General features: G+C 35.9%; 17 protein-coding genes, 1 pseudogene and 1 riboswitch. Of the genes and pseudogenes, 6 read left to right on the forward strand and 12 right to left on the reverse strand.

Going from position 1 to position 19043, the window contains the following annotated elements:
* Positions 1–179: 179 nt before the first annotated feature.
* The 3 genes from M3610_RS26615 to M3610_RS26625 all read right to left on the reverse strand — a co-directional run bounded on the left by M3610_RS26615 (position 180) and on the right by M3610_RS26625 (position 2672).
* Positions 180–1541: an amino acid permease gene (locus M3610_RS26615; RefSeq protein ID WP_251463497.1), complete on the reverse strand. Its 1362-nt coding sequence runs from the start codon at positions 1539–1541 to the stop codon at positions 180–182.
* 342 nt (positions 1542–1883) lie between these two features.
* Positions 1884–2171, reverse strand: a complete 288-nt coding sequence (locus tag M3610_RS26620; RefSeq protein ID WP_251463498.1) for a 3'-5' exonuclease — start codon at positions 2169–2171, stop codon at positions 1884–1886.
* 99 nt (positions 2172–2270) lie between these two features.
* Positions 2271–2672: a hypothetical protein gene (locus tag M3610_RS26625; protein WP_251463499.1), complete on the reverse strand. Its 402-nt coding sequence runs from the start codon at positions 2670–2672 to the stop codon at positions 2271–2273.
* A 246-nt stretch (positions 2673–2918) separates the two neighbouring features.
* On the opposite strand from M3610_RS26625, the gene M3610_RS26630 reads away from it, so the two are divergent.
* The gene (locus M3610_RS26630; RefSeq protein ID WP_251463500.1) at positions 2919–5399 is read left to right on the forward strand and encodes an AAA family ATPase; all 2481 of its coding nucleotides are present in this window, start codon (positions 2919–2921) and stop codon (positions 5397–5399) included.
* Positions 5392–6420: a 5-methylcytosine-specific restriction endonuclease system specificity protein McrC gene (mcrC, locus tag M3610_RS26635; protein WP_251463509.1), complete on the forward strand. Its 1029-nt coding sequence runs from the start codon at positions 5392–5394 to the stop codon at positions 6418–6420. Before M3610_RS26630 ends, mcrC begins: the two co-directional genes overlap by 8 nt.
* Positions 6421–6772: 352 nt before the next feature.
* On the opposite strand, the gene M3610_RS26640 is transcribed toward mcrC, so the two are convergent.
* From M3610_RS26640 to M3610_RS26665, 6 genes and pseudogenes are all read right to left on the reverse strand, one after another.
* Complete coding sequence (locus M3610_RS26640) at positions 6773–7213, reverse strand: hypothetical protein (RefSeq protein ID WP_251463501.1); 441 nt, start codon at positions 7211–7213, stop codon at positions 6773–6775.
* Between the two features lie 610 nt (positions 7214–7823).
* Positions 7824–8848: pseudogene (locus tag M3610_RS26645) on the reverse strand (DEAD/DEAH box helicase); the annotation flags it as partial.
* A 198-nt stretch (positions 8849–9046) separates the two neighbouring features.
* A complete protein-coding gene (locus M3610_RS26650; protein ID WP_251463502.1) occupies positions 9047–9472 on the reverse strand; it encodes a hypothetical protein in 426 nt (141 codons plus the stop codon).
* Between the two features lie 60 nt (positions 9473–9532).
* On the reverse strand, positions 9533–10777 hold the full coding sequence (locus M3610_RS26655) for a replicative DNA helicase (protein WP_251463503.1): 1245 nt from the start codon (positions 10775–10777) through the stop codon (positions 9533–9535).
* The gene (locus tag M3610_RS26660) at positions 10774–11781 is read right to left on the reverse strand and encodes a DnaD domain protein (RefSeq protein WP_251463504.1); all 1008 of its coding nucleotides are present in this window, start codon (positions 11779–11781) and stop codon (positions 10774–10776) included. The genes M3610_RS26655 and M3610_RS26660 overlap by 4 nt, the downstream gene beginning before the upstream one ends.
* Before the next feature lie 482 nt (positions 11782–12263).
* Positions 12264–12515, reverse strand: coding sequence for a hypothetical protein (locus M3610_RS26665; RefSeq protein WP_251463505.1), 252 nt, complete (start codon positions 12513–12515; stop codon positions 12264–12266).
* Between the two features lie 159 nt (positions 12516–12674).
* Here M3610_RS26665 and M3610_RS26670 point away from each other — a divergent pair, with 159 nt between their 5' ends.
* Complete coding sequence (locus M3610_RS26670) at positions 12675–13424, forward strand: AAA family ATPase (RefSeq protein WP_396953680.1); 750 nt, start codon at positions 12675–12677, stop codon at positions 13422–13424.
* Between the two features lie 116 nt (positions 13425–13540).
* Here the strand turns inward: M3610_RS26670 and M3610_RS26675 are convergent, their stop codons facing one another.
* Entirely contained in the window at positions 13541–14635 is a 1095-nt protein-coding gene (locus M3610_RS26675; protein WP_251463506.1) for a GerAB/ArcD/ProY family transporter, read from the reverse strand.
* A 404-nt stretch (positions 14636–15039) separates the two neighbouring features.
* Here M3610_RS26675 and M3610_RS26680 point away from each other — a divergent pair, with 404 nt between their 5' ends.
* Positions 15040–15510: a DinB family protein gene (locus M3610_RS26680; protein ID WP_251463507.1), complete on the forward strand. Its 471-nt coding sequence runs from the start codon at positions 15040–15042 to the stop codon at positions 15508–15510.
* Between the two features lie 263 nt (positions 15511–15773).
* On the opposite strand, the gene M3610_RS26685 is transcribed toward M3610_RS26680, so the two are convergent.
* Positions 15774–16112: a DUF4183 domain-containing protein gene (locus M3610_RS26685; RefSeq protein WP_098574752.1), complete on the reverse strand. Its 339-nt coding sequence runs from the start codon at positions 16110–16112 to the stop codon at positions 15774–15776.
* A 158-nt stretch (positions 16113–16270) separates the two neighbouring features.
* Here M3610_RS26685 and M3610_RS26690 point away from each other — a divergent pair, with 158 nt between their 5' ends.
* Positions 16271–16651 (forward strand): DUF4183 domain-containing protein, encoded by a 381-nt coding sequence (locus M3610_RS26690; RefSeq protein ID WP_098574753.1) that lies wholly within the window; start codon positions 16271–16273, stop codon positions 16649–16651.
* Positions 16652–17203: 552 nt separating this feature from the next.
* On the opposite strand, the gene M3610_RS26695 is transcribed toward M3610_RS26690, so the two are convergent.
* A complete protein-coding gene (locus M3610_RS26695; RefSeq protein WP_251463508.1) occupies positions 17204–17674 on the reverse strand; it encodes a hypothetical protein in 471 nt (156 codons plus the stop codon).
* 202 nt (positions 17675–17876) lie between these two features.
* Positions 17877–17962, forward strand: a riboswitch (ZMP/ZTP riboswitch).
* Positions 17963–18012: 50 nt separating this feature from the next.
* Here M3610_RS26695 and M3610_RS26700 point away from each other — a divergent pair.
* Complete coding sequence (locus tag M3610_RS26700) at positions 18013–18852, forward strand: bifunctional 5,10-methylenetetrahydrofolate dehydrogenase/5,10-methenyltetrahydrofolate cyclohydrolase (protein ID WP_285851495.1); 840 nt, start codon at positions 18013–18015, stop codon at positions 18850–18852.
* Positions 18853–19043: the final 191 nt, after the last annotated feature.

The raw sequence follows: 19043 nt of genomic DNA on the forward strand, positions 1-19043 counted from the left end.
CCCTTGTTAAAGGAACCTCAAACCATTGGTGTGTTTGTCAAGAGCGATTGCGGGTACCTCCACTACAAAAAAGAGAGAAGAAAAAAACTTCAGGTCACTTTTTCATAGAAGTTTTGACACTACCAATTTAGTTTGTCCCACTCTGGTTTATCCAACAGATTCTTTTTCAAAAGAATAGGTCAGTCGAATTTTTTAATCATTTTATATCCGAAATAAAGAATCGTAAACCATATAGGTGCTACTACTAAAGCAATGCGCATTTCCTCAATAAAAGCCATTAAGACAATGACAAGTGCTAAAAACGTCAGTGCTAAATAGGATGAAATGGGATATAAGGGAAGTTTAAATGCTAATTTTTCAATTTCTTTTTTTGTTTTAGATTGCCTAAACTTCAATTGTGTAATCATGATAACCGCCCAGCTGGTAATAACTGCTACTGTGGCAACCGCAGATATGTACATAAACACTTTTTCGGGAACAATGTAGTTCAGTAGTACAGCCAATAATAACAGCGATGATGTGAACAGTATGCCACGGACCGGACTGCCATTCTTATTAAGTTTTCCAAAATATTTCGGACCGTTATTTTGCAGGGATAAATTGTGCAGCATTCTTCCGGAACTGAATAACCCACTATTAAAAGCAGATAATGCCGCTGTTAAGACCACAAAGTTAATAATATGGGCGGCTCCAGGAATTCCAACTTTATCAAAAATCAATACAAATGGACTGCCCTTCATGCCTACTTCATTCCAAGGATAGAGAGTCATCATAATTCCCAATGCACCCACATAAAAAATTAATATCCGCCAGACAACACTGTTAATGGCAGACGGGATTGATTTTTGAGGATTTTTTGCCTCTCCTGCCGTAATTCCAACCAATTCCACTCCACCAAATGAAAACGTCACAAAAACCAAGGACAATAAAATTCCTTTGACTCCATTTGGCATGAATCCCCCATGAGTCCAAAGATGAGCCAAACCAACGGGCTGACCTCCGTTTCCAATTCCAAAAAAGATGATTCCTACTCCAACGAGAATCATTCCAATAATGGCTACAACTTTAATCAGTGCAAACCAGAATTCAAACTCCCCAAAAGCCTTTACATTCGCAAGGTTTACCATGGTAATCACGATAAGCACAGCGAGTGCTGTAAGCCATTGTGGAATATCTGGAAACCAGTAATTCACATAAACACCAACCACCGTTATTTCCGCCATTCCAGCGACAAGCCACATAAACCAATACGTCCAGCCGCTAAGGTAACCTGCAAACGGTCCTATATATCGATTGGCGTAGGAACTAAAGGAACCCGAAACGGGTAGATCGACCGCCATTTCACCTAGTGCTCTCATAATGATAAAAATAACCAAGCCACCGATTAAATAGGAGACCATGATGGCTGGTCCAGCCATTTGAATGGCTGCACTTGAGCCATAGAACAGTCCGACTCCAATGGCACCTCCAAGAGCAATTAACTGGATATGCCTATTATCTAAACCCCGTTGCAAATTCTCACTTTGATGATTATTACCCAACCTAAATTCCTCCAATGATAACTATTTGTTCGTATAAAAGATTAAGAAAAAGTACATTTATAAAATGTACATTAAAAACGAAGATAATGCTAGAAAAATTCTGAAAAGAATTAACAGTTTCATTTCTTATAAATAAAAAAGTGAAGATTTTGAAAGGTCGGGCCAAAAAGATGCTTTATATAAGGGATAGGTATCTTATTAAGCTACACACTTACCTATTAATTATGGTAAAATAAAGTTCCTTGGCAGGGGCAATTTAAAAAAGCGAGTTGGTATTTTATGACCAACTCGCTTTTATCTTTCCTATTAAAGGATCAAAATAATTCTATTTAACTTAGATACCTAATTAATCTCCACTAAATCGCTTTTCCTTTGGTTTCTCTCTTGCAAAATCTGATCAAGATAGTGTGTAAATTCGGATTCATCTGAATACGACAAACAAAGATATTGCTTCGCCCTTGTCATTCCAATATAGAATAAAGAAACCTCTCGTTCCTTATCCTCTTCTAAAGGAAATGGCATGGAATCCACATTGACAATAAACACGGCTTGGAAGTCGAGCCCCTTACTGCTATCAATGGTACTAATTTTAACTTTGCCATCTTCTTTTTGAAACGATCTCTTTGACACGTCATTCTCGGTAATCCAGTAGTAAGGGAGTTCTAATTCACCTAGTGAATTAGAGTGCAGTATTAAAATGGTAAATCATCATCTATTCTAATTGGAATTCTACAATTTGAGGATAATAGGAATTTCAGCAACTTCTTTCTTTTCTTCTCTAGTTAAACCATACCGTACTCCGTTTTCGGTATATCCAGCGACAAAATAAAACATATCGTCGCCAAAATCCTCATCCTGTTCTTTTACTTGCTTCCTTTTTTCCTTTTGCTTTTGTCTCCCCACGAGAGAATTTTTAACCTGGTCTTTATAAGACTGTTTAAATTTGTGCCCCAGCATTTCAAGCTCCATTATCGCACATAACAGATCTACTCCAAACCAATTGCTATATCCTTTTGCAAGATATTTTCCATTATATTGGTCCACCCATTTTTTCGCATTCTGAAGGCGGTCTCTTCGACTATAACGCTTCCTTCTAGGTGTATGGTTTGCATTATCCTTCTTTTTTGCCACACTACTGCCTCTTTTCAATTGTTAACATAATATTATTATATTCTACTTACTTTATACAAAAATAAAGGCATCCTTGGTAGATATATTCTTTTACATCAAATAAAATGTAAGTAGTTTTGTCTCCAGTCCCCGCCCGGTGATTTCCTTTTACATGAGATTATTTGGTAAAATTGGAATAACCTCTATATCGTTAGACTGGAAATGCCAGCGTTTTTGTAAAAAATAAAATAATTGCAGGTGGATAAATTGGTAAAGGCCATTTCAAAACAAGAAGTAGAAAAACTACGGAAGGAGTTCCATACCTATTTAGCAGGGAATCATCCAAATTGGAATGATAACACCATTGCTGTTCACTTTTCTGATGCATTCTTTGCCTATAATAATAATATAGGGATCGATTTCTGGTCTATCTTTTTGGATGAGAAATCTCTAAACAAAGCAAAAGAAATCATAAGGGATTATCTTAAATCACAAAACAAATCGGAACGTGCCCAAGAACGCGCTAGTGGATATTTGCAGTCAATGAAGCATTTCAAGGCCTTTTTAGATGAAAGGCATCCAACACTTGCAAAAGAATGGAGTGGCAAAACGGCTAGAAATACCTATTTAAAAGCTGCTTTCCAAAATTGGATGCGCCGCCAGAAAAAATCCAATGGAGAACTGTATAAATCCAATACCATTACCGCTTATACGAATTCTCTTAAAAATGCTACGGCAAAATTAAACATCAACCCTTTAACCGAAACTGATTTATTCCATATTACATCAGTAGTTGCATTTGAAGAGGCATACAAAAGGATTACTTCCGCACCCAATTTTCATGAAGTAGACCTAGCTGCTGGCAATAAAGCGTATTCGAATGCATTGTCACTGTATTCTAGATTTCTAAAGGAATTAGCTGAGCCATCCTGTTGGGTTTTTCAGGGAAACCCCAAATATTATGATGTGATTGGTGCTGTTCATGACCTTAATACAATTACTTGGGCTGTCAATCAAAATTATAAACAAATTAAAAAAGGAGACAAAGTCTACATTTGGCTTTCCGGACCTGAAGGCGGCATTGTAGCTTCCGGTACCATTCTTTGTGATCCTGAGATGAAACAGCCCGAACCAAACGATCCGTATAATTGTTCTGAGGACCTAAACAAAGAACCCTATTTAGGTGTTGATATTGAAATCCTAAGAAAGCTCACCGACACGATTGTAGAAAGAACTACGTTACTTGCTGATGAACGGACAATACGAATGGAGATATTAACGTATCCTGGTGCAACTAATTTTCGAGTCAGCAAAGAAGAAGATGAAGTGATTGAGAGTATGATAACAGGAGATTATCAAAAGGTTCCGGCCACCCCTGCCCCAACTCCAGCAGGACCAAAAGATAAAAAGCGGTATTGGATCTATGCCCCAGGCGAAGGTTCCCGCCTGTGGGAAGAATTCTACGATAAAGGAATCATGGGAATTGGCTGGGACAATCTCGGTGACTTAAAACAATACCCTACAAAAGAATCAATGAAGAGCAAAATGAAAGAGATTTATGGTGAAGAATATTCCTATAAAAATGCTGGACATGCTACATGGCAATTTGCGAATGAACTAAAAGAAGATGACGTAATTATTGTGAAAAAAGGGCTGAAGAAAATCATTGGCCGAGGGGTTGTCACGTCAGACTATATGTTTGATGATTCAAGAAATGAATATAAACATATACGGACTGTACACTGGACACATAAAGGAGAATGGGAGCACGAAGGACAAATTGTTTTAAAAACTCTTACAGATATTACACCCTATACGGATTATTACAAGAAACTAGAAGATATGTTCATTTCAGATTCTGATTCGGAAGATCCAGAAACTGACACAGTATACTATGAGAGCTATACGGCAGAGAACTTCTTGTCTGATGTGTATATGAGCGATGATAAGTATCTGACCTTAAAAAATCTTCTTCTTAAAAAGAAGAATCTTATTATGTTAGGTGCCCCAGGTGTTGGAAAGACCTTTGCTGCAGAGCGCTTGGCCTACTCCATTATGGGTGAAAAAGATATCAGTCGAGTTATGATGATCCAATTTCATCAAAGTTACAGTTATGAAGATTTTATCATGGGTTACCGCCCTACCGAAAAAGGCTTTTCCATTTCTAAAGGCCCGTTTTATGAGTTTTGTAAAGAAGCTGAGCCAGATGATCGGCCCTATTTTTTCATCATCGATGAGATTAACCGAGGCAACTTAAGTAAGATATTTGGCGAATTATTAATGCTAATTGAATCAGATAAACGAGGTAAGGAAGTCCGCTTGCTTTATTCAGATGAACAATTTTCCGTACCAGACAATGTTCATATTATTGGAATGATGAACACAGCTGACCGCAGTTTAGCAATGATTGATTATGCCCTTCGCCGCCGGTTTGCCTTTTATGAAGTTGAACCTGCATTTAGAAGCGATGGTTTCCAAGAATATCAAGCAAACATAGCAAGTGAAAAGTTTGACCGCTTAATTGATACGGTAGTGAAATTAAATGAAGATATCGCAGAGGATACTTCCCTTGGAAGTGGCTTTCAAATTGGTCATAGTTATCTATCAACGAATGAAATCATTGATGATGGATGGTTATCCGATGTGATCGAATATGAACTGATCCCTTTGATTAAAGAATACTGGTTTGACGAACCGACAAAGATCGAACACTGGAGCAGCAGGCTGCGTGGTGCCATTTATGATTAAGGTAAAAAATATATACTATATGCTGTCTTATGCCTATCAGTCACTTAACGAAGCCAGCTTCAAAAATATCCAAACAGAAGAATTTGAAAACCTTCATGATTTGATGGCGGCCATTCTAGTACGCGGTGTTTCAAATCAATTGAAACGTGGTTTACATAAGGATTATCTCGTCTACACAGAAGCAACGGGTAACTTAAAAGGCAAAATAGATATATCAAACTCTGTTCGTCAAAACACGTTAATGACGCGGCGAATGGTTTGCCATTTCGATCAATTCTCAGAAAATACACCTTTGAATCAAATAGTAAAAACCACCATGGTACTACTTATTAAATCAGGTGATGTTACAGTAGCCAACAGTAAGGAATTGAAAAAGCTGAGCTTGTATTTTAGGAACATAGAAACTCTTAATCCGTTCGCCATCAACTGGAATGCATTGATCTATCACCGAAATAATGCTACCTACAAACTTCTCATCAATATCTGCCAATTAATCATCAAAGGGCTTTTAATGACGACGGAGACAGGTGAATATAAGATGAAAGAATTCCTGGATGACCAATTCATGCACCGCTTATATGAGAAATTTTTACTTGGTTATTTCAAAAAAGACTACCCTCATTTTACTGTCGGGTCTTCCTACATTAAATGGAATGTGGACGATGATATCACCGAATTTCTACCGAATATGAAAACAGATATCACACTTTCCTATGGAACCAAAACACTGATCATTGATGCCAAATATTATGGCCGGACCATGCAAACCAACACTTTGTTTAATAGCAAATCGATTATTTCAGCTAACTTGTATCAAATTTTTACTTATGTAAAAAACAAGGATAGAACAGGGAGCGGACATGTAAGTGGAGTCCTTTTATATGCAAAAACCGATGAGGAGCTCACGCCGGATCATGATTATTCAATTGGTGGAAACCGATTTAGTGTGAAAACGCTTGACTTAGATGCAGATTGGGGGGGAATTGTGGGACAACTACGTGCGGTTGCAGCGCTATTATAAGATACACATAATAAATTTAGGGTTTTGAATAATATAAAAACCGGGCATGCAACAACATGTCCGGTCCTTTAATAACAGTTATTCTAATGGTGGTGGCTAATCTGGTGCAAAAATCTAGCCGAGCAGTAATCTCAAGATTATATTTTTTAAAGTAAAATAAGAGGAAATAATACAACTTATCCCTGAATCACCGCGATTGGATTTAGGGGTTCATTGCCATTGTTTTTCTTTCACCAAGCTTTGATTAACTACCTCTCTTTTTAATTTATTGCAGTTTCACAATTTGTCCCAAAAAGAAGAAATCGTTTAAATCTTCGATAGCTTTATTCAATTCCTCTACCTTTCTAGTTCTTTAATAATCATCATCATCCCAATTTTCCGCCCATGTCTGGTTCGTTCTTATAAAAGTTTTTCCGTTGATTTTATTTAGAACCTCTTGCCGCTCTCTTTCATTTAATAATTCAATTTCCATGATAATCTTTTCCGAAAATGACATCTTGCCGGCCATATAAACAGTAGTTTGTTTAATTAATTCTTTTATTTCATTTTGCCCCAAAGATAATAGATCTTTAACTTGTTCTAAATTTTCTATTTGAATCTTTAACTGGTGCTGCCCTGTAATTGATTCTTCGTGACTTTTCTTTAAATTTTTTGAACAGGTAACTAATTTTTTTTGCCCCTTTTCTAAATTTTCTGTACGACTTATTAGTTCCTGCTGAACTTGGATTAATTCTTGCTGCCCATTTTTTAAATCCTGTAATTCTAAAAGAATGTTATTCAGTGTTTCCCCCATGACAAAACCTCCATATTATATTGGATTAACCCCGTATTAATGCTAGCAATGGGGTCAAATAGCTGCACAATTTTGAAACCAATAGCAGCCCTTCCTTGTATAGATATATAGATTTCTAAAAAAGTATGGAATTTAAAGTAAAAAATAAAGCATTTATATAAAGAATTATGAAGAAGGGAAATCTTGCGAGATAAAATATGGTAGAAATTTGAAGATATTTAAGATGATTTTTGAACTAAGTGGGAAGTCGTTCAAATTAAAAAAATTAAATGGACAAAATCTACTGTCCATTCTATAAATCCAAAGTGAATAACACAAATATGTATTTTCTTGCTCATTCTTTTACTTCCTTTCCATTTATTTTGACTTTTACTTTTAGTTAATTATGAAACACTATTAATCTATCATTAAATCAATGAACAAAGTACGGGGAAAGGTGACAAAATACTGAATCTTAGTTACTCTAAGCAAACTACTGATAGAGGACATAGAGTTACTGTTTGAAGTGTACCTTTATACAAGGAAGATCCAAGATGATATAAAAAAACAAATTGATATATCTCAAAACTTAACCAAATTGAACAAAAAATCCCCCTAGGACCTAATGAACTGGTCGAACAAACAGTAATGTATCGACAGATGGAATATCGATACCTTCATTAAACAGGTCAACGGTAAAAATGACATCGATTTCCCCTCTTTCAAGCTGGGAGATTGCCTGGCATCTACCGATATGAACTTGTTGTGAATGAAGACTAACGGTGTGGTAGCCATGTTGATTAAAATAATTCGATAGGAAGTTAGCTTGTCGAATCGATGAACAGAAAGCCAATGTTCGAGTCTGCTTTTTGTACTCCCAGGCACGGAGAACTTTAAGTGCCATTTCTTCTTTTAATTGGACTTGTAGCAACTCTTCTTCATCATAACGATTACCTAGCCAGGTGATTTGGGTGTAATCGGTATCATCATAAACGCCAAAATATTTAAATGGGGCCAGCCACTTCCGTTCAATTGCTTCTAGGAAATCAAGTCTAAATGCAACGTTTCCGTCACAGATGGCATAAACATCTTTATTGTCATTGCGATCAGGAGTTGCGGTAATCCCTAATAAAAACTTTGGCTGAAAATAATCTAACGCCCTTTGATAAGAATCCGCTGCAGCATGATGAAATTCATCTATTATAATAAGATCAAATTCACCTGGGCTAAACTGTTCAAGATGAGACTTCATACTTAATGTATATATCGAGGCAAAAATAGCATCTGCATTACTCTCTTTCAGTTTGCCATTATAAATTCCATATCGTTTTTCAGGCATGATTTTTTTAAAAGAATCTCTAGCCTGATTAAGTATTTCTTCTCTATGGGCTATAAGAGTACTTTATTAAAATTTTTTGAAAAAAATCCAGCCAGATAAGTCTTTCCCAATCCTGTCGCCATAACTACCAAAGCCTTATTGTACTCTTCTTCTAATGTCTTTTTTAATTCTTCCAATGCCTCGATTTGAGCAAACCTGGGTTGAATTTCTCCATAATCAGCAGCAGGTTCCATGATTGTCGCAGTTGGTTCTGGCTCCTCCTTTTTATTGGGAAGCATCAGTTCCAGTTCTTCCAGTTCACTCCACTTTTTAGCCAGAGTGTACTACCCTGACATTTTTATATTCACGTTTCGTTAAATCATAACAAAAAGAACCTATTTCTATAGGCTCTCTGAATACGTATTTTAGTAAAATTTATTTACTACTGTCCAACCACCGTTATCGCATCTGGGAATTTTTTAATTTATCGAACTGAATCTCCTTATTGATTGCGATTTACGTCTTTACTTCAAGATTCATTCTCCCCTCGTAGAATACCCCGCTATAGCAGGAAAACTCGTGAATTCCTTCCTCATGTCCCGAAAAGAAATCCCATCATTTCCTCTATCAATCTGACAATCTAGTGAATATTCGTGACAGTTCAATGGGTTTTGATGAAATGTTTTGGCATAGAACCGGATGGCTTCCTGATTGTTGGAAGCAAAGATAAAGACAAAATACTCCTGGTTCATCTTCAGTGAGTAGATGCCTACTTTATGAAAACCTAATACATTATTTTGAATCAATTCTTTTACTTTCTGATGGTCCGCTTTTTCTAAGTCTTTTATGGAGAAATCGTCCTCTAATGCAATTTTCTTCGCTGCTAGTAAATGGTGGATGTAATGGGCTAATGTTGATTCTTCATATCGTAAACAATTCATGTAAATATCTTTCACACTCATGTGATTCACTCCTCGTTATCTAATTTTTTTGGCGAAATAGAGGTCATTCCCCGGTTGGATTTATTCCTTCGGTTCCTCAATTCTTCCTGTATGCTGGTTGTAATTGACGGCGATGCTGCCAACTGGACCATTTCGGTTTTTCGAAACAATGATTTCAAGCGATTTATTCTGAGATTCCTTGTTATAATACATTTCACGATAGAGGAACAAAATGACATCGGCGTCTTGTTCCACACTTCCCGATTCACGAATATCGGACATCATTGGCTTTTTATCTGCTCTGGATTCTACCGATCGATTGAGCTGCGCCAAGCAAATGACAGGACAATTAAAATCTTTCGCTAGCGTTTTAAGAGATTTCGATATTTCCGTCACTTGGAGGTGGGAATTTCCACCGTAGGATTGACCACAATGGATGAGCGTTAAGTAATCGATAAAGATGATCGGTTTTTTGTACGGAAATTGATGGATCATTTTTCGTGTTTTCGCTCTCATTTCGGCTATACTTTGGCCAGATCCATCAAAAATTTGCATATGGGTTTCAGAGAGAATGCCCATCACATCTGACCAACTATTTTTTTGGTCTTGAGTTAGCATTCGTTTCGGATTCCGCATTTTACTTCGATTGAAGTTCCCTGTCGAAGCAATCAGTCGAGAGGTGATCAGTCTTTCAGGCATTTCCAGAGAAAATACCAGCGGCAAATACCCAGCCCATCCTGACATTTTTGCAAAATGAAGCATCACATCGGTTTTTCCCATCGAGGGTCTAGCGGCGATGATCGTCACTTCTCCATCTTGAAACCCTCCCGTCAAATGATCGAGCTTTTGGATCCCTGTGGTTGCGGTTATCAACTCTTTTTGATCTTCCCAAGGTGCCTCAAACATATCTGATAACGCCTGTGTTAACGATGTGTGATCCTCCACTTTTAATTGGTTAATTTTATCTAATTCAGAAATGACTTTTGCGATCTCCCAATCATTCATGGCTGCCAGGGTTAAGATGCTCCTTTTTTCTCGTTCCTTCCACAAATCAAGGATCAGTTTCTCCGTATTGTCGAACTTCTCCAGGTCGGCATATGCTAACAATTCGGAAAGATAGGACATTCCCCCAAAGGATTCAAGGTCAGGCATGGTGGTAAAGGTGATTAAATCAATATTCCTGCCTGCTTGGGATAATTCCAGCATCCTCCGCAGGATTTCTTTATGCCGGATACTTTCTAGCTGTTCAGGCTTGATTACCGTATCCTTGAGTAAGTATTCGGCCTTCATCAGGCTTCCTAAAAATGCTTTTTCCGCTATACTCACCAGTCTTCACCTGCCGTAATATCAAAGTCAAAGCCGCTTGGAATATCTCTTCCACGAGGAAAAGAATCCTTGGATTGCCAATGTTTTTGTACAGGATTTCGGCTCTCAATAAAGGAATCAATTTCTTCTACGGACAGTAAAGATTCATTTTCCCAGTTTTTCAGAATACCAACCACATAGGTCAGCCTTCGCTTGTTATTGGCACAGGCAATATTCATCGCTTTTAAAATCACCGCTTTGGGCTGTAAAAATTTAGAATCATCTAACCAGGCTAACAGCTGCTGTTTACCATTCAGGTTACTAAAACCAAATCCATTGTTGTCCCAAAACTCTACAATTTCTTTAACATCTACAAGTTTTTGATTATTATGTATGGTATGGTCGCTATCTGGATTACTCTCTATTTGGGAGTAAAGAACTTCTTGTTGTTTATCTTTTTCTTTATCTACTTCTTTATCTCTTTCTTGTCCACGTATCGTATGAGGTTCGGTCCACGTATCGTCCATCTCTTCCCATACAGGAGTAAGATCGGCAGCAAACTCATCTTGGTCATTACCTTTCATACTGAAACTAACCTCTTCTTTTTTACAAAAAGATTCATACAGGCTGCGGAATTCCTGTTTTTTAATCCACTCTGAAACATATTGAATTAATGAGGAATCTTTAACAGCTTTTAATTCAGAAGAAATACAATCCATCATTGGTTTCCCCGCTTTATCAAAATTATTTTCTCCCCAGTTTTTAATGGCAAGTTCTCTCGTTTCAGGATTGTAGCGAATCAGCTGGTGATGCGTGATGAATCGTTCCATTAATGAATGAACACTTTCGATCGAATAGCCCATATCAAAGGCCATCTGCTTTTTCGTAATCTGATAGATTCCAATTTGAGTCGTACGCTGATTCGTTAAAAGATATAAATAAAAGTATCTGTCCTCTGGTGTCATTTCCTCCGAAACCATTGGATCCATCCAAAAATCAATCCGTACTTTTCTAAACTTTGCCATCCTCTACCACTGCCTTTCTTCTCCTAAAATTTATTCATCTTTCATATAGAAAGAAATGAAGAAAAAGGTCATAGGATTTTCACTAGAATATGAATTTTTTATGACACTCTTTCCTCACCATGTCCTTGGCAAGAGTTTTCAGTGTAAGCCCTTACTTCGGTACTTCTACAATATCGCGATCACCCAGGTAAAACGAACGACCAAATTTCACATTTGAGGGCATTTTTAGTGCTGAAACGTCAAAAAACGCCTTCAAATTTGAAATTTGGAGGCGTTTTTTGATGTTTTGGTGATTTTTTAGGCTATTTTTTTAAGGTGATTAAATAGAACATTTTTATGGATGTTCATTCCTTATTATCTTTGTTTAATTGCTTGCGTTTTTTGCCTCTCTAATACTTTTGTTAGGAGATTTTCATTTATAAATCATTTATTTGTAGTTAACCATACCTTTACTTCCTTTGTTATTTCTTCTGTATCTGGTCTCACCAAAAAATATCATCCATGGGTGGAATCGGTCTCTTTTCTATTTCCCTTACTTCCTCTGTTATTTCTTCTGTACCATTGGCAATGACTTTTTCAATGTATGTTCTCCGATAACCTGTTTCATGCATGATGCTTCGAATGTATTTGTGTGCAACGGTTGCCATTTCTCTTTTATTTCTAGCTGAAAAACGTCCTTTAGTAACTAGCCCCGATCCTTCAATGATTAAATGCACTTCCAAGTTAAACTCCATTAGTAATCATCCTCTAATTATTATTTAAGATTATTATAGAACAAACGTTCCGTTCGATTCCAACAAAAAATCCAGAATTACCTTTCCAGACCCGATTTTTGCGTGAGTTGTTCAGCATATATGATAGAATGATGATAAAAATGTTAGGCAGGTTGAGGTATGATGATAAATTCCCCTTATTTAAGAAGTGTAGCTTTAAAGCGAGAGGAAGTACCTGCATTTACGCATTATCCATTTCATCTTCCTAGTATTAGGTCGTTATATCATCTTCCCTTTCATCCCAAGGTTACCTACCTGATTGGTGAGAACGGAATGGGGAAATCTACTTTATTGGAGGCAATCGCCGTTTCATTAGGGTTTAATCCCGAAGGTGGATCCTTTCATTTCAACTTTTCTACGTTTGATTCCCACTCTGATTTAACAAACTATCTCAAGTTGATCAAGGGGATAGATAAGCCTAGGGACGGTTTCTTCTTACGTGCGGAAAGTTTTTATAATGTGGCTTCGAATATTGAGGAATTGGATCAGGGGGGTGGAGGTCCGAAAATCATTAGCTCTTTTGGCGGACAATCCCTTCATGAACAATCGCATGGAGAGGCCTTCTTCTCCACCTTTATTCATCGTTTTGGAGGGAACGGAATCTATATCCTAGATGAACCTGAAGCGGCTCTTTCTCCTTTACGGCAAATGTCCATGGTGACTAGAATCCATGACTTAGTGAATCAACACTCCCAACTCATTATTGCCACCCATTCACCCATCATTATGTCGTACCCAGACTCACTTATCTATGAATTGAATGAAGCTGGCATCCAAGAGAAAAAACTGGAAGAAACCAATCATTTTCAGATCATGAAACAGTTTTTAAATGACCCTAAAAGGATGCTTCATCATCTTTTGGAATCGTAAGTAGTGGTAGGAAACAAATGGAAAAGAAGCACGTGTTCATGAACGGGTTCCTTTTCCTATCGCAAAACGGGAATTTAAAACGAAATATGACACTCCTTCTCGATTCAGGATTAGTTTTATAAAAGGTTTAATCGTTTCCGAATCCAGTGAACTACAACAAGTAAAACGGGAATCGCAACAAAGAATATAGGTAAGAGGAACTTTATAACCAATTCCCCTTCTTTAAAGTGCTCTGAAATATTACTTGCCTCTATTATGGAGCTTAAAAGAGCTATGAAGGCAATCGGAACTGCTAACTTTTGTTTATTTTCGATATTAAATATGTCCGATATAATATTAATCGCAGCTAAACAATAAATAGATATTTTAAAAAATACTCCAATAATCAGTGCAATAATCGCGAAAATATCTAGACGTTCAAATAATTCTCCTATGTGGGCATTTTGTATCATTCTTAACAGAGGAAAAGCAGAAGTCCTATAACCAGTTTCTCCAAGAACGGATATTTCAAGGGCATGAGTAAAGGTTAATATTAAGGTACTGAAAGTTAATGCTGCAACTCCAACTTTTCTTCCGGATTGAGTTTGATTTAAATTAGGAAAAATGACTGAGAAACAAAAGATTTCACCGAACGGAAACATTAATATATTGGGATAAGCTGACTTTAAGACAGGTTTCCATCCATTTTCAAGAATCGGTTGGAAATTGCCGATGTTAACTATATCGGATAATAACACTGAAATACTCCCCACTAAACCCAAACAAATAAAAACGACAAAGTAGATCTCTGCTGTTCTAGCTAAAACTTCTACACCTTTGTATAGTGCATATATTGTTACAATAATCAACATCGTTTCAATAATAAACAGTGGAGTCTGGCTATATACGCTAGACACTAGTAATGCCCCAGTTTCTCGTAAATCTCTAGAAGAGAGATAAATGAAAAGCGTTGCATATACAAAGCTAACTATCCAGCCTAAATTTCTTCCAAGGATCTTTCGAGCATACCCACTTAAAAGAAGATTTGGATACTCACGAAATAGGTAATCATACAGTATAAATAAAACGATTCCCCCAACAGAGGCTAGTATTACTGAAAGCCAGACATCTTTATCAGAAGCGAATCCGATTGGAAGTACAAGTGCAGTACCCATTTCAAACAAAAAAATCAAAACGAATAATTGACCGGAACTAATTTTTTCTTTTTCCATTTCTCACTAATCCATCCTAAAACTCAATGATTTATGTTCTTTTTTTTATTTTTAGTTCCAATTTTTATATTTCAGTTTCCTTCCACTAAAGGAAAAATATACAAATTTAGATGAAATAATAAAATCCTTTCTCAATCTTCGAGGTAGGACTTATACTAGCTGCTTAATATTCTCAATCACATATCTACACCTGATAATCTAATGCACCTTTAATGAATTCCTTCTTCCACTAACCTGCTCCATTAGTTCAACAACCATGAAACATCCTTTAAATCGCAGCACCTCATTCTCTTGCTCCGTTCGTATAAAGTACAACTAAATATTGTAATAATATTCCTAATTCAGATTGGCACGAACGTTCATTCGTGTATAATTAAAATATGTTTATCAAAGGAGGTACTTTTATGAATTCAATTGAATTAATTATTTTTAACTTAAATGAAGTAAGAAGAAGAAGCATAAAAGTCTGGAGATCTATTCCTGATGAAAAACTAAGTTGGAAGCCAGATAATGAAGCAATGAATTGTCTAGAAATGGTCAGGCACGTACTGGAAAGCGAACATTATTATCACCTGGCACTTAAAAATCAAGGAAGTTTATCCGTTTTTAATTCGCCTTTTGAAAACAGACCTTTCAATTCTGTAAATTCTGAATTGGAATTTGCCGAACCCTATCGTAATCAATTCATAAATACAATCAGATCATTTTCTGAAGAAGACTTAACTAATATTAAGATTGACCGTTCTGATGCAGGATACATAAGAGACCTGGGGGATATGCTCCTACGCATTGCGTATCACGAATCTGTTCATACTGGTCAGTTATTAGATTATTTAAGAACCGCAGGTGTTCCAAGAATCCGTATATGGGATTAGTGTGTAATATAGGTGCTTTCACTGTTGTGAAGCACTATTTTTATTGTTAGCTTTCCTGAATATCCTCTATATTTTCAAGGATATTTAACAAACATTAGTTTGTAGTACTTTAAATCCTTACTCATTGTTTCTTATCTTCTTTTGTGTCAATTGGTCGAACTGTGCATTAAATTGATATTTGCTATAAAGTAACTTGTCCCTTATAAAAAATAAAATGATATCTTTCAATGGTAGATAATTAACATTTAAAACTTCAGTATTTTCTACACAATAAACATTTGAAGAATTACAGGCGCTCCTTTAATTGGTACGTCTACTGTATTTAACTTTATTACTCCACTTTGAACATCGTAGTTTTCCTTAGGTTGTAATACTCCGTTTATAAAAAGATTCATGTACGATACTTCGCAAGGATCTAGAATTATTTTTATTCCAATTTCATTAATTCCATCTTCTTCTTTAAAAATCCTTTTATAACCATTTGAAATTGTATAAAACTCAATTACTTCAACCTTTTTAGGGAGACGATAGCGAATCTCTTCTGAAGGAATAATGGGAATTTTTAGAAATGGCTTTGTTAAGTCATTTATTTTATTTTCCATTGTTTAGTCGCTCCCAACATTTCTATATTTTCTCTCCCTCAATATTTTATAAATTAGATTTTAAAATGTGATTGAATTTTTTTACTTCTGTATTAAGGTCTATACAACAAATTTTCACCTACATACAATAATTAATGATTTGAGAGGAGGTGTTTTTATTGCCACTAAAAATAATGAAACTTGCTATTACTGCAACTTCAACTGTTGATACATTTCCAACTGTTGAAAGGTTCTTTAATGAAGTAGCTGCTACTGTAACAGGTGCAGGGACCTTAACCATTGCTGTTGGAGACTTCTGGACTGATACAGGAGCAAATGCCACTACACTCCCAGCTTTAGCAACTGATAATAGTTACTTTAATGTTTATGTTAACGGTGTACTTCAGATGGAGGATTTATTAGCCTATACACCTGGAGGTACAGGCGTAGGACAATTAGTCATTACAGTACCTGCTGGTTCTACTATTGAAGAAAATTCCCCAGTTGTGTTAGCTATCACTAATTTCGCCCCAACAAGTGATACAACTATTATCACTTAATCCAATGGTGACCTCTGAAGTGTTTATTCAGGGGTTTTACTTTTGTGCATCACGATTTTCTTTGTGTTAATAAAGGAGAAAAAACGGTGCCTTAAGCTCCATTTTTTTTATGCATTTTGTGTCAAATACGCATTTAACGTTTTTTTCTTCAACTAAACTCCCTCTATATAGAAAGGAAATTCTCACGATTTCTCTTGTTTTCTCCAAATTTCGTAGTAGCTTATCTTAGAATCCATTTGAGGATTGGAATTATAATGTACTAAAGGGTAATTTTGGGGGCAAAGTGAAAAAGAAACTTATAGTTAACCAACTAAGAAGGGTACTGTTAATCAAGGTAGAATTAGCAATTCTATATAAAATAATTTTGAGTTTTCATTATACACCTCCAAAATTTATTGTGTGTACTTTTTTACCAATTTATCAAGATACTTTCTAAACTGCCCGATAGTTCAATAACAAAAAGGGATCACCGCAGCAACCCCATCTTTCAGTCGATAGTTTAAGTGCAATTCTTCACAATGTGCTTCATTATATATTCATTACAAATTCATATTAATTTCTAGACGTTTTTCTATTTTCAAAAAGGTACTGAAACACATATAGTAAGAATGCCTTGTAAAATATAAATAGGAAAAATTGAAAATGATTTAACCTAACTAAAGTATAGTACTTAAGTTTTCTTGATAATATTGCAATTGGAAAAGTAAAGAAACCATCTACAATAGCGTTAAGTAATAAAAACCCTTTGAAATTTCCATATGTCCATTTTAAAATCCACATGGAACCTACCAAGAATGGACCAATATTAAAGGGAAATTCATTAAATAAATAAGAATTTGGTTTATTATAAAAAACCCACCATTTCCGACGTTTTCCAATAAGTACATTAAAAAATTCAAAAAATACAATTAAGAATGATGCAGGAAAAAATCTTTTTAAATTATTCAAACCTAAAAAAGGTAATGTAAGCCAAGCTAGCAAGATCATTGCAAAATTAAATAACCTTTGAATTTTTATTGGCATAATATTAACATCCTTTTCTCTAGTCTTCTCCTTTCTTATTAAAATAACCAACAAATTAAGCTTATATGTGGAAGCTAACTTTAATTAACTACCTGCTCCTTAAGTTCAATAAAAAAAGGCCAACGCAATGCCAGCCAGTATAAGCCTTCTAAAAAAGAAATTGACATTTACTCCCGATATGTTATCTTTTCTTATATAAGTAAATAGACACAGTAACTGACGACATTTGTGGAAATGACCACAAGGAAGCTGTGTTTTATAATTAGTCGGGTCGTCTGGGCAGAGATAGGGATTTTATCCTTATCTCTTTTTTTATTACAACTTTAGGAGGCGTTATTATGGAAAAAATCATATTAGATGGGAATGTTGTTGCTCAAGAAATAAGAGACGGCTTAAAAACTCGTATTGAAGAATTAAAGGATAATGGTATAATACCATGCCTTGTAACGATTTTAGTTGGTGATAATCCTGCTTCAGAGACCTATGTAAGAATGAAAGGGAATGCTTGTAAAAGATTGGGTATCAATTCCATTCGTGTGCATTTGCCAGAAGAAACAAGTACATCAGAGTTGGTAAAAACCATTAAAGAATTGAATAACGATAACTCAGTTCACGGTATCCTTTTACAACATCCAGTACCTTCACATATTGATGAACGTGCTGCATTTGACACAATTGATATTCGAAAAGATGTTGATGGTGTCACAAGTGCAGGGTATGGACAAACTGCATTAGGGTTTGGAGAATATCCTTCCTGTACACCAGGAGCAATTATGAAAATTTTAGAATATTACAAGATCCAAATTGATGGAAAACATACAGTAGTAGTCGGCAGAAGTCCAATTTTAGGTAAACCTGTTTCTGCCCTACTCCTCAATGCCAATGCGACTGTAACTACTTGCCATTCAAGGACTTCCAATTTACCTGAAATCTTAAAACAAGCAGATATTGTGGTTGCAGCAGTAGGAAAGCCTAAGTTTATTAAAGGAAGTTGGTTAAAGGAGGGTTCAATTGTATTAGATGCTGGTTACAACAAAGGGAATGTCGGAGATGTGGATTATACCTCTTGTTATGAAGTTGCTGGTGCAATAACACCTGTTCCTGGTGGTGTTGGTCCTGTTACAATTGCTACATTAATGAAACACACAGTTGAATCAGCAGAAAGATTCTATGTTTAAGTTAAAAATAAGCTGGTTGAAGTACCAGCTTATTTTATTTCCATAAACACTTGTTGCTTTATTTATACAGATAGGTAAGGGTTTGAAGTTATCGCTCCCTTTTCCCCCTGTCCACACCAGTACGTGCGATTTTCACCGCATACGGCGTTCCAACTAATCCAATTCATTCAATTCTATATGATTTGTGAAGT

The sequence above is a fragment of the Neobacillus sp. MER 74 genome (genome assembly GCF_023714155.1).